The sequence below is a fragment of the Lysobacter sp. M2-1 genome (genome assembly GCF_022662495.1).
Lineage (GTDB): Bacteria > Pseudomonadota > Gammaproteobacteria > Xanthomonadales > Xanthomonadaceae > JAKPBU01.
This window is the reverse complement of sequence record NZ_JAKPBU010000001.1, coordinates 1,846,089-1,857,570: the sequence shown is the minus strand read 5'-3', so window position 1 is coordinate 1,857,570 and position 11,482 is coordinate 1,846,089. Positions and strand designations below refer to the sequence as shown.

At 68.0% G+C, this 11,482-nt stretch carries 11 protein-coding genes and 1 other RNA gene; 2 read left to right on the top strand and 10 right to left on the bottom strand.

The genetic code is table 11. The features are described from left to right. Positions 1–7 precede the first annotated feature (7 nt). The 10 genes from ftsL to rsmI form a co-directional block, all read right to left on the bottom strand. A complete protein-coding gene (gene ftsL, locus MC375_RS08135; RefSeq protein ID WP_242102776.1) occupies positions 8–274 on the bottom strand; it encodes a cell division protein FtsL in 267 nt (88 codons plus the stop codon). Further along, entirely contained in the window at positions 271–1,188 is a 918-nt protein-coding gene (gene rsmH / locus MC375_RS08130) for a 16S rRNA (cytosine(1402)-N(4))-methyltransferase RsmH (protein WP_345779270.1), read from the bottom strand. Before rsmH ends, ftsL begins: the two co-directional genes overlap by 4 nt. Before the next feature lie 41 nt (positions 1,189–1,229). Then, positions 1,230–1,676, bottom strand: coding sequence for a division/cell wall cluster transcriptional repressor MraZ (gene mraZ, locus MC375_RS08125; protein WP_242102775.1), 447 nt, complete (start codon positions 1,674–1,676; stop codon positions 1,230–1,232). Positions 1,677–2,396: 720 nt separating this feature from the next. After that, positions 2,397–2,759: RNase P RNA component class A (gene rnpB, locus MC375_RS08120), an RNA gene on the bottom strand. Between the two features lie 114 nt (positions 2,760–2,873). Then, on the bottom strand, positions 2,874–3,488 hold the full coding sequence (locus MC375_RS08115) for a nucleotidyltransferase family protein (protein WP_242102774.1): 615 nt from the start codon (positions 3,486–3,488) through the stop codon (positions 2,874–2,876). Beyond that, positions 3,485–4,561, bottom strand: a complete 1,077-nt coding sequence (locus MC375_RS08110) for an XdhC/CoxI family protein (RefSeq protein WP_242102773.1) — start codon at positions 4,559–4,561, stop codon at positions 3,485–3,487. The genes MC375_RS08115 and MC375_RS08110 overlap by 4 nt, the downstream gene beginning before the upstream one ends. A 20-nt stretch (positions 4,562–4,581) precedes the next feature. After that, entirely contained in the window at positions 4,582–6,777 is a 2,196-nt protein-coding gene (gene paoC / locus MC375_RS08105) for an aldehyde oxidoreductase molybdenum-binding subunit PaoC (protein WP_242102772.1), read from the bottom strand. Then, complete coding sequence (locus MC375_RS08100; RefSeq protein WP_242102771.1) at positions 6,774–7,724, bottom strand: xanthine dehydrogenase family protein subunit M; 951 nt, start codon at positions 7,722–7,724, stop codon at positions 6,774–6,776. Before MC375_RS08100 ends, paoC begins: the two co-directional genes overlap by 4 nt. Next, a complete protein-coding gene (paoA, locus tag MC375_RS08095; RefSeq protein WP_242102770.1) occupies positions 7,721–8,371 on the bottom strand; it encodes an aldehyde dehydrogenase iron-sulfur subunit PaoA in 651 nt (216 codons plus the stop codon). The genes MC375_RS08100 and paoA overlap by 4 nt, the downstream gene beginning before the upstream one ends. Positions 8,372–8,718: 347 nt before the next feature. Then, complete coding sequence (rsmI, locus tag MC375_RS08090; RefSeq protein WP_242102769.1) at positions 8,719–9,522, bottom strand: 16S rRNA (cytidine(1402)-2'-O)-methyltransferase; 804 nt, start codon at positions 9,520–9,522, stop codon at positions 8,719–8,721. 169 nt (positions 9,523–9,691) lie between these two features. Between rsmI and MC375_RS08085 the strand changes: the two genes are divergently transcribed. Together MC375_RS08085 and MC375_RS08080 are read left to right on the top strand one after the other, a co-directional pair. Beyond that, complete coding sequence (locus MC375_RS08085) at positions 9,692–10,897, top strand: penicillin-binding protein activator (protein ID WP_242102768.1); 1,206 nt, start codon at positions 9,692–9,694, stop codon at positions 10,895–10,897. After that, a complete protein-coding gene (locus MC375_RS08080; RefSeq protein ID WP_242102767.1) occupies positions 10,894–11,265 on the top strand; it encodes a YraN family protein in 372 nt (123 codons plus the stop codon). Before MC375_RS08085 ends, MC375_RS08080 begins: the two co-directional genes overlap by 4 nt. The last annotated feature ends 217 nt before the right edge of the window (positions 11,266–11,482 follow it).

The window sequence follows — 11,482 nt, the reverse complement described above, 5'->3', positions numbered from 1 at the left end:
GGGCGCTTCATGGACGCACCACCACGATGTCGCCGGTTTCCGGGAATTTCATTCCCAGCCGGCTGCGCGCGATCTGGTCGATGCGGTTGCTCTCGGCCCAGGTCGCCTGCTCCAGCTGCAGGCGGCCGAATTCGATGTTCAGTTCGTCGCGCGCCTTCTCCAGCTTGGTCAGATCGACAAACAGCTGGCGGTGGCGGTGGCGCGCATGGACCACGCCGATCGCGCTGATGACGTTGGCCATGGCCAGCAGGATGACGAGCACGCGCAGGGTCATGCCACGCCCCCCAGTTTCTCCGCCACCCGCAGCACGGCGCTGCGCGCGCGCGGATTGGCGGCGGTCTCGTCCGCGCCGGCCTTCTGCGCATCGCCGATCGCCGCAAGCGTGGGCACGAAGGGCTGCGCTTCGGGCAGCCTGCGGTTGGCCGCGGGTGCCTTGGCATGGCGCGCGATGAAGCGCTTGACGATGCGATCCTCCAGCGAATGGAAGCTGATCACCGCCAGGCGCCCGGCCGGCTTCAGCGCGGACAACGCCGCGTCGAGGCCGCTTTCCAGGTCGGCCAGTTCGCGGTTGACGTGGATGCGGATCGCCTGGAACGAGCGGGTGGCGGGGTGGATTTTCTCCGCTCCGCGCGGCATCACCGAAGCGATCAGTTCCGCCAGCTCCGCGGTGCGCGTGATCGGCTGCTGCGCCCGGCGCGCGACGATCGCGCGCGCGATCCGGCGCGACTGCCGCTCCTCGCCGTAGGTGTAGAGCACGTCGGCGATCTCGGATTCGGATGCGCGCGCCAGCCATTCGGCCGCGCTTTCGCCGCTGTCCGGATCCATGCGCATGTCCAGCGGGCCATCCTTGCCGAACGAGAAACCACGCTCGGCGACATCCAGCTGTGGCGAGGAGACACCAAGGTCGAACAGCACGCCATCCAGCCCGGCGCGCGCTTCATCCCAGTACGACAGGTCGGCAAAGCTGCCGCGACGGATCGCAACCCGCCCATCGCCGCCGAACTGGCGCTCGGCCTCGACGATCGCTTCGGGATCCTTGTCCATCAGCAGCAACCGGCCTCCGGGGCCTAATCGCGACAGCACGCCGCGCGCATGCCCACCGCGCCCGAACGTGCCATCCAGGTACGTTCCATCCGCCTTGATCCGCAGCCCTTCCATGACCTGCGCAAACATCACTGGCAAGTGCAGGACCGGCAGGTGGGCGGATACGGCATCCGCGCCACCGCCCGTCACAACCGCAACTCGAGCATCGGCGCGCTCAGGTCCTCGTCGGACAGCACCTGTCCGATCTGGGCGTGATGCGCCTGCTCGCTCCACAGCTCGAACCGCCTGCCCATGCCCAGCAGCACGGCTTTCTTGTCGATGCCGATGGCACTGCGATGGCTGGCGGGTATGCCGATGCGCGCGCTGCTGTCCAGTTCCACCGGCTGCGCGGCGCCGACCAGCTTGAACTGCAACTGGCGGTGGGCGCGCACGGTGGTTGACAGCTTGTTGACGTCATCCCGGACCCGCTGCCATTCGTGCTCGGGGTACAGGTACAGGCATCCAGCCTCGAACGGGTTGTAGGTGATGACGAGGCGGTTGCCGCACTCGCGCGCGACAAGGTCCCGGTAGCTGGTCGGGATGGCCAGCCGGCCCTTGTCGTCGATAGTGATGGCGGTCTCGCCCTGGAACATCCTGCCCTCGGCGCCCCTCTTCCCGGCGGGCTTCTGTGCCTCGGAAAACCACGGTTTCCCCGGTTTCCCCACGAGTTGCCACCTTAGGAGTGGCCAGAGGGGTTGTCAACAAGTTTCAGTGACGGAATTCACTAGGCAGGTCAATGACTTGCGAAGAACTTGAGAGAACTGTTCAAGCTTTATCCACAACCTTCTGATTCGTCTCAAATTTTGAGATTCGGCTTATTCTCACAATGAGTGAGACAGTCGCGATCGAGCCCCGCGGAACGGTGTTGCGGCGCAGCACTCTCTCTATTGTTGCGTTGAAGCAACAAATCCAAGGTCTGGACTATGATTGCGCGCAATCTGCTCCGATCGAGCGTCCACTGCCGACAGGCCCGGCGTCCCATCAAAAACTTTCCGCCGTAAGCGGCAAGCTGCCAGAGCGCGTGACCCGCAAAACTGCCCCACGAAGCCAAGCCCCTTGGGTAGGGGGCGGCGAAGCCGCGGGGATTGGGGGCGCAGCGGCGCCCCACGTTCGCACAGCGAACTTTGGGGTTCCTGGATACAGCTCGGGGACGTGAGGCGAAGCTGCGGCGAGCTGCAAGAGCGCCCGTCTGAACCAAGCCCCCTTGGTAAGGGGGCGCGGCGAAGCCGCGGGGATCGGAAGCGATCGCCCGGGGCCCAAGGTTTGCGCAGCAAACCTTGGGGCTTCATTGCGCATCGCGCAATGAAGCGGGGTGGCGGAGCCGGCCGATAAGCCGGGTTCTGTCGTGGACAGTCATTCCTCTAGGCGCAGCGTCACCGCTACGCTCGAGCAACCTACCCGGACCCGACGCGGGCAACGTCATGAGGTCCCTATTTGGTCTTGCTCCCGGTGGGGTTTGCCGTGCCGGCCTGTTGCCAGGCTCGCGGTGCGCTCTTACCGCACCATTTCACCCTTGCCCGCATCCCGAAGGACCGCTGGCGGTATCTTTCTGTTGCACTTTCCGTCGGCTCGCGCCGCCCAGGCGTTACCTGGCACCGTGCCCTGTGGAGCCCGGACTTTCCTCGGCATCCGCACCCACCGTAGTGGGCCGATGACGCGACTGTCTGGCCGGCTCCGCCGCACGTATTGTCGCATGCAGGCCTCGCACGCATGCGCAGGGCGGATTTCGGCGGGAGCGCCCGTTCAACCTGATGAAGGTCCGAAAGCCGGCGCCGCCGGACATGGCGCAGTTATCCGGGCAATGGATCTAGCCACTGCCTGGAAGCCGCTTCGCGCAGGTCGTCCACCGTATCGATATCCAGCCCGAGCTCGGGGGCCTGCAGGGCGCAGATGGCCTCGGGTCCGAGCAGGCTCAGTCGAGCGCCGAAGCCGCGGTCGCCGGTCAGCTCGTCCGGATGTGCGAACCAGTCGAACGGCACAACGGCCGGAACCCCAAAACGCTCGCCATGCACGGTGGCGGCGCAGCGCGAGGGCGCGGTCTGCGCACCGACCAGCAGCGCCTGCAGATGCCGCAGCTCGAGTGCCGGTTGGTCGCATCCCAGGATGAGCACCGGCGCTTCAAGACGGGCCACGATTGCCTGCCCTGCGGCATGCAGACTGGTGCCAAGCCCTTCGCGCCACTGCGGGTTGTCGATGAACTCGCAGGGAATATTGTGCAGCGAACGCTCTATCCCATCGCGTTCGGCGCCGACCACGACCAGCAACCGCTCCGGTGACGTTTCCGAGGCGAGCCGGGCAGCGCGATGCACCAGGGTTTCGCCTGCGCGCGTGAGCAATTGCTTGGGCCGGCCGAGGCGCGTGCTGCCGCCCGCCGCCAGCACGATGGCCAGGTGCGTGGGCTTCACGTTCTGCCGGCGTTGGCGCGCCAGTCCTGCAACTGCGCGGCGATGCTCAGCGCGATCGCTTCGGCCCCTTCTCCTCCCAGGTCGAGTCCGACCGGCGAGCGCAGGCGTGCGGACAACGCGTCGCGCTGCGCGGGCGTCAGCAGCTTGAACAGGTCGTCGCGCCGGCGCGGCGGGCCGAGCAGGCCCACGAAAGAAATGGAGGTGGCCGCCAGGGCCTCCAGCGCGTCCCGATCCAGCTCGAAACTGTGGTGCATCACCAACGCCGCATCGAATGTGCGGCCCGCACGCAGCACGTCGTCCGACAGCGTGTCGAACCGTGCGTCCGCGCGATCGCCGCAGGCAAGCCAGCGAGGCCGATGCTCCACCAGGCTGGTCCGCCAGCCCAGGTCGTGCAGCAGTCCCAGCAACGCATGCGTTTCTGGCCCGGCACCCAGCATGAGCACTTCCGGCGGCCTCGGCAGTGGCAGCTGCCAGTGCTGCGTACCACGTGCCCAGCCTGGGCTGCCCGCCGGGACCTGCCATGCGCGGCTGATGCCGTTCGCTTCCATCTGCACCAAGCCGTTCGACGCCAGCGAGCGCTGGAGCGTCGTTCCGCCGTCGATCCATGCCTCGAATAACGCCTCGACCCCGCGCAGTGCGCGCACGGGCAGCAGCGCGATGCGCAACCGTCCCCTGCATCCCATGGCCGACCCGGAAAACAACGCCTCGTCTTCGCGCGTGTCGACGTCGATCCACTCGATGCACTCGCCTGCATCGGCCTGCATTGCGCGACGCGCCAGTTCCGGTTCGAGGCAGCCGCCGCTCAACCATCCGACCTGCACGGTCTGGGCGAACAATGCCATCGCACCGGCGCGGACATAGGTCGAGCCTTCGGTCTCCAGGACCAGAGCGAGCGCTGCGGGGGCGTCCTGGCGTGCGAGCATTGCCGCCGCCTGCAGCACCGCACGTGGGTTGCCGGCGGCGAGGAAGGCAGCGGCCGAGCCGCCCTGGAACCCGCGAGCGCCGATATCTGTCACCGCGTGCCCTGCCAGTGTCGCGGCCGGTTCACATGCCGCAGGTAGATCCTGTTCCATGCAAGCCATCCGGATGACGCTCACGCGACCGCGGGCAATTTGTCGATCAGCTTGTCGAGCGTCACCGGATACTCGCGCACGCGTACTCCGGTCGCGTTGTAGACGGCATTGGCGATGGCCGCGGCCACGCCACAGATCCCCAGTTCGCCTACGCCCTTGGCTTTCATCGGCGAAGACATCGGATCGGTTTCGTCAAGGAACACGACCTCCTGATGCGGGATGTCGGCATGCACGGGAACCTCGTAACCGGCGAGGTCGTGATTGACGAAGAAGCCCAGGCGCTTGTCGATCGCCAGTTCCTCCATCAACGCCGCACCCGCGCCCATGGTCATCGCGCCGATCACCTGGCTGCGAGCGGACTTCGGGTTGAGGATGCGGCCCGCGGCGCAGACGGCCAGCATGCGGCGGATGCGGATCTCGGCCGTGGCGCGGTCCACGCCGACTTCGACGAAATGCGCGCCGAACGTGGATTGCTGGAACTTCCTTGCAAGATCGCCGAACTCGATCGTGTCCTCCGCCACGATTTCGCCGTCCTTGGCCGCCTGACCCAGAGGCATGCTGCGGCCGCCGGCACTGACCGTGCCATCGGCGAATTGCGCCGCGGCCGGATCCAGGCCCAGCTTCTGCGCGACCGCTTCGCGCAGCTTGACGCACGCGGCATACACGCCGGCGGTGGAACTGTTGGCACCCCACTGGCCGCCGGAACCGGCCGACACGGGAAACGAAGAATCGCCCAGGCGCACGACCACGTTCTCCAGTGGCACGCCGAGCATTTCCGCCGCGGTCTGGCCGATGATGGTGTAGGTGCCGGTGCCGATGTCGGTCATGTCGGTTTCCACCGTGACCGTGCCGCGCGGATCCAGGCGCACGCGTGCGCCCGACTTCATGACGAGATTGTTGCGGAAGGCCGAGGCGACACCCATGCCCACAAGCCAGCGTCCGTCGCGAGTCTGTCCAGGTGTTGCCGGACGCTTGGCCCAGCCAAAGCGATCGGCACCGGTGCGCAGGCATTCCACCAGCTGGCGCTGCGAGAACGGACGCTCGGGCTTCTCCGGGTCCACCTGGGTGTCGTTGCGGATCCGGAATTCCACCGGATCGATGCCCAGCTTCTCCGCCACTTCGTCCATCGCCACTTCCAGCGCCATCAGGCCAGGCGCCTCGCCCGGTGCGCGCATCGCATTGCCCTCGGGCAGATCGAGCGCGGCCAGCCGCAGCGCGGTCATGCGATTGGCGCCGGCATACAGCAGCTTGGTCTGTTGCGTGGCGGCTTCTGGGCCGCCGCCGGGCAGGTCTCCCGACCAGCTCTCGTGGCCGATCGCGGTGATCGTGCCGTCGGGCTGGGTGCCAATGCGGATGCGCTGGATCGTGGCCGGGCGATGCGTCGTGTTGTTGAACATGAGCGGGCGCGTCAGCGCCACCTTGACCGGCCTCTTCGCCGCCCTGGCGCCCAGCGCGGCCAGCACCGCGTCCGCGCGCAGGAAGAGCTTGCCGCCGAACCCGCCGCCGATGTAGGGCGACACCAGGCGCACGTTTTCCTTCGGGATTCCCAGCGTCCGTGCCATGTCCTGCACGCCCCAGTTGATCATCTGGTTGGCGGTCCAGACGGTCAGCTTGTCGCCTTCCCAGGCCGCGATCGAAGCGTGCGGCTCCATCATCGCGTGCGACTGGTCTGGCGTGGTGTAGGTCTGGTCGAATTGCACGGGAGCCGATGCAAATGCTGCGGCGAAATCGCCGGCCTTGCTGTCCGGGTCGCTCTTGGGCTCAACCGCAGAACCTTTGGCCTTTGCCAGGTCGTACTTCCCCTTGCTTCGCGCGTAGTCGACGCGCAACAGCTGCGCGGCCGCGCGTGCCTGCTCGAAGGTCTCGGCCACGACCAGGGCAATCGCCTGGTGGTAATGCTCGATATCGGGTCCGCCGAGCAGCCTGGCGGTGTTGAAATTGCCCTTGGTGAGTTTGCCCGCATTCCTGGCGGTGACCACGGCCAGGACGCCCGGCGCGGCGCGCGCGGCGCTGTCGTCGAGCGAAGAGATCCGGCCCTTGGCGATCGCCGCGCCCACGACATAACCGTAGGCCTGGTTCGGAACCACGTCATGCCGCTCGTAGGCATACGGCGCGGCGCCGGTGGTCTTCAATGGACCGTCGATCCGGTCGGTCGGCTTGCCGACGACCTTGAGCTGGTCGATGGGATTGGTGGTGGCGGGGGTATCGAACTTCATGTCTGCGCATCCATCAACACCGCGGCGATGGTGCGCTCGACCAGCGGCAGCTTGAAGGCGTTCTGGGGCGTCGTTCTGGCGCCTTCGAGCAGGCGCGCGGCGACAGCCTTGGACCCGCGCGGAAGCTCCGCCTCGGCCGCCTCGACGCGCCATGGCTTGTGCGCAATGCCGCCAACAGCCACGCGTCCGCTGCCGTCGCGCTGGACCACGGCCGCGACCGAAACCAGCGCGAAGGCATACGAGGCACGGTCGCGCACCTTGCGGTAAACGTGCTTGCCGCCGAGCGGCTTGGGCAGGGTGACGGCCGTGATCAGTTCGCCCGGTTGCAGGTCGGTCTCGACCTGCGGCGTCGATCCCGGCAGGCGATGGAAATCGGCGATGGGAATCCTGCGCGTGGCGCCGTTCGACGCAACGGTTTCCACCGTCGCATCAAGCACGCGCATGGCCACCGCCATGTCGCTGGGATGGGTCGCGATGCAGGCGTCGCTGGTACCCATCACGGCGTGCTGGCGGCTGAAACCTTCGAGCGCCGCGCAGCCACTGCCGGGCAGGCGTTTGTTGCAGGGCTGGTTGGTGTCATAGAAGTACGGGCAGCGGGTGCGCTGCAGCAGATTGCCGGCGGTGGTGGCCTTGTTGCGCAGCTGGCCCGAAGCGCCCGCCAGCAACGCCCGCGACAGCACGGCATAGTCGCGACGCACGCGCCGGTCCGCGGCCAGGTCGGTGTTGCGCACCAGCGCACCGATGCGCAGGCCACCGGCATCGGTGGCTTCGATCCGGTCGAGCCCGAGGCCATTGACGTCGACCAGGTGCGCCGGCGTCTCGATTTCCAGCTTCATCAGGTCGAGCAGGTTGGTGCCGCCGGCGATGAAGCGCGCGCCGGGCGTGCGCGTCGCGGCCGCGACCGCCTCGGCCGGCGTGCGCACGCGCTCGTAGCTGAAGGCCTTCATCCGCGCCTCCCGGCGACCTCGGCGATCGCATCGACAATGTTGGAGTACGCGCCGCAGCGGCAGATGTTGCCGCTCATCCGCTCGCGGATCTCCTCGTCCGTGACGCGCGGCCGCGCACGCAGGTTGGCGCTGGCGTGGCTGGGAATGCCGGCCTTGATCTCGTCCAGCACCGCCACCGCCGAACAGATCTGTCCGGGCGTGCAGTAGCCGCACTGGTAGCCGTCGTGCTTGACGAAGGCGCGCTGCATCGGATGCAGATCGTCCGGCGTGCCCAGTCCCTCGATGGTGGTGATCGTGTCGCCTTCGTGCATCACCGCCAGACTCAGGCAGGCGTTGATGCGGCGGCCACCGGCGATGACTGTGCAGGCGCCGCACTGGCCGTGGTCGCAACCCTTCTTGGTTCCGGTCAGCTGCAGGTGCTCGCGCAGCGCGTCGAGCAGGGTCGTGCGTGTGTCGAGTTCGAGCGCCTGCGCCTTGCCGTTGACGGTGAAGGCCACCTTGGCCCTGACGGGGGCCTTGGCGTCCGGAACGGTAGAGGCTTTGCTCGCGGCGGCGGACGCGCTTGGCGCGACTCCCGCAGCGACGGTGGTGGCGCCGGCAAGAAGCACCTCGCGCCGGGTCATCCTGAAACCGTCGTGTTCCTGCATGTCCGCCCTATCCTTTCCCGGCCCAGGACCGGCGCATTCGACGAGAAACCCTGCAATGACCGGTCTGGTTGGCGTCGCAAAACGAAACGACAGCAACCGCATTGCCTGTTGGCGCACGACATGCCGGCCCGAGTGCGAATTACGTTTCGCCCAACGGCTAGTCGTACCAATTCAGTCGCTACCATTGCGTGAAAGATTCGTGGCCGGGCGCAGCCGCGCCGGCGAAGGCAATGCGTGTAGCGCCGGCGTTTCGAACTGCGCCTTGGGCGGCTGCGTCACGGCCCGGCGCGGACGGATGCGCGAACGGATTCACATTTCTCGCCAGATATCGCATCGGATCGATCGCGTCAGCCGCCATGCCCGTACAGGGCCTTCCTCGGCGCACCGCTGAGGTCGGCCGCGAGCTTGGCGGCCGCGGAAGGCGGCAGGTGTTCGCACAGTTTCGAATACAGACGCCGGCCCTCGATCAACTTCGCCTCGGCCTCGTCCCCTACTCCCTGCACCAGCAGGACGAATTCGCCCCTGCGCTGGTTCGCGTCGGCTTCGACCTGCTCCCGGAGGCCGGCGAGCGGGCCGTCCAGTATGGTTTCGAACAGCTTGGTCAACTCACGCGCGATCACTGCCGGGCGTTGCGTACCGAACGCATCGACCGCGTCGGCAAGCGTCTGCGCGATTCGGTGCGCGGACTCGTAGAAGATCAGGGTGCGGGTTTCCGACGCGAGCTGGGCCAGGCGCTCGCGCCGCGCGGACGCCTTGACCGGCAGGAAGCCCTCGAACACGAAGCGGTCGCTGGGCAGTCCGGCCACAGACAGCGCCGCCACCAGGGCACTGGCGCCGGGCACCGGACTGACCCGGATGCCGGCCTCCCGCGCGGCACGCACCAGCCGGAATCCGGGGTCGCTGACCAATGGCGTGCCGGCATCGGACACCAGCGCCAGCGAATCGCCGGCCAGCAGGCGCGCGACCAGGCGTTCGGACACTTCGGCTTCGTTGTGCTCGTGCAGCGCCAGCAGCGGACGCTCGAGTCCGAAATGCGCAAGCAGCTGGCGCGTGTGGCGCGTGTCTTCGGCGCAGATCGCCGCGGCGCCCTTCAATGTGTCCAGCGCGCGCGGCGACAGATCGGCCAGGTTGCCGATCGGCGTTGCCACCACGAACAGTGTTCCAGGAGCCGGTGTTCCAGGAGCTGGCGCACCCGGAGCCGGGCTTCCCGCAGCCTGCTTTCCCACGGGGTATCGCGATGTTGCGGGGGCCGCGGGCATGCCTCGTCTCCGGTCGTGCGCGGGTAGAATCCTAGCCGTTCCCGCAAACCGGCCGGATGCCATGCGCAGATTGAATCGTTCGACGCTCCCGACGCGGCTGCTTCCGCTCGCGCTGTTGCTGGCGCTGGTGAGCGGTTGCGCCACGGTCCGCGTGAGCCAGCCGACGGGGCCGGTCGAGGACACGCCGGCCGAGGGTCAGCAGCGTGCGGCACGCTGGCAGTTCGATGCGGGTGCCCGCCCTCCTGCCGAAAGCGACGGCTATCGTCCGCCGATCAAACTCGCGGTGCTGCTGCCGCTGTCGGGCGGCCTGGCCACGGCCGCCGCACCGGTGCGCGACGGGCTGCTGGCGGGTTACTACGGTGAACATCGGCGCCGCCCGGAGCTCGTGTTCTACGACACCAGCGGCACGGCCGCGGGCGCGGGTGCCGCCTACGCCCGTGCGGTCGCCGAGGGCGCGGATCAGGTGCTGGGGCCGCTGGGACGCGAAGAGATCGATGCGGTGTACCGCGGCGTGCAGGCCAGCGCGCCGGTGATCGCGCTCAATCGTGGCCCCTCCAATCCCCCGCCCAACAGCGCAAGCTTTTCGCTGGCGCCGGAAGACGATGGCATCGGCGCCGCCGACTATCTGGTCGCACGCAACGCCAAACGCGTGCTGGTCCTCGCCGGCGACGGCGACTACGCCCGCCGCAGCGTGGCCGCCTTCGGCAAGCGCCTGCAGGAAAAGGAAGGCACGGTGCTGCAGACCTTGCCGGTGTATGGCGACAAGCCGGCCGACATGACCCCGGCGTTGCAGGCCGCTGCCCAGGCCGCGGGCGGCGTGGATGCGGTGTTCCTGGCGCTGCGTCGCGCGCAGGCCCGGGCGATCGCGCCGCAGCTTGCCGCGGCGGGGTTGACCGCCAAGCCGCGGGTGGCGACTTCGCAGCTGGTGTCCGGCAGCGGCAAGCCTGAAGACGACCGCGCGCTCGACGGTATCGCCTTCCCCACCGATGCCTGGAGCGTCACCGGCACGCGCGGCCTGCCCAGCGCCACGGTGACCGGCGCCTCCCTGCCCACCGCACGCGGATCCGCCGCCAGGCTGTTCGCATTCGGCTACGACGCGTGGCTGCTGACCGCCTATCTCGAACACCTCGCGTTGAGCGACGAGGCGCGCGTGGAGGGCGCCACCGGCGTGCTGCGGATCGGCGCGGACGGCAACGTCGTGCGCGCCCCGGCCTGGTCCACCTTCAGCAACGGGGCCGTGATTCCACTGACGGGCGCCGGCGGTTGAGCGAACGCCGCCTGCGCGGCGCACAGGTCGAAGCCGCCGCCCGCGCGCACCTGCTGCGCGCAGGTTTGCGCGAGATCGCGGCGAACGCGAACTTCCGCCTGGGCGAACTCGATCTGGTGATGTTCGATCGGGACACCCTGGTGTTCGTGGAAGTGCGTTACCGCCGCCATTCCGGATTCGGCGGCGGCGCCATGTCGGTGGACGCGAACAAGCGGCGCAAGCTGGTGCGCGCCGCGCAGCAGTTCCTGCTCGGCCATCCGCGCTACGCCAACACCCCCTGCCGTTTCGACGTGGTCGAGGCCGATGGCGATCCCGACGCGCCGCGGCTGCACTGGATCCGCGACGCGTTCCGGGCTGACGATCTCTGAGCTAGACGCATGTCGCATGCGTCACCTGCCAGCAGGTGTCAGGCCCTCTCCTGGTCCTTGCGTACAATCCCCTCTCCTTCTGTGAGCGGTAGTGACGCGCAGCGCCGGGAGACGGGCCCTTCCCACAGTGACACCTATCGCACAAGTATCACCTTCATCCGCTCCGCCGGCTGTTTGTTGATAGCCGGCGGGTCGATGATCAGCAGCGCGCCGGTCT

Coding starts and splice junctions, on each gene's coding strand:
- ftsL (WP_242102776.1), bottom strand. CDS start 274: ATGACCCTGCGCGTGCTCGTCATCCTGCTGGCCATGGCCAACGTCATC.
- mraZ (WP_242102775.1), bottom strand. CDS start 1,676: ATGTTCCAGGGCGAGACCGCCATCACTATCGACGACAAGGGCCGGCTG.
- MC375_RS08110 (WP_242102773.1), bottom strand. CDS start 4,561: ATGGAACAGGATCTACCTGCGGCATGTGAACCGGCCGCGACACTGGCA.
- paoC (WP_242102772.1), bottom strand. CDS start 6,777: ATGAAGTTCGATACCCCCGCCACCACCAATCCCATCGACCAGCTCAAG.
- MC375_RS08100 (WP_242102771.1), bottom strand. CDS start 7,724: ATGAAGGCCTTCAGCTACGAGCGCGTGCGCACGCCGGCCGAGGCGGTC.
- paoA (WP_242102770.1), bottom strand. CDS start 8,371: ATGCAGGAACACGACGGTTTCAGGATGACCCGGCGCGAGGTGCTTCTT.
- MC375_RS08085 (WP_242102768.1), top strand. CDS start 9,692: ATGCGCAGATTGAATCGTTCGACGCTCCCGACGCGGCTGCTTCCGCTC.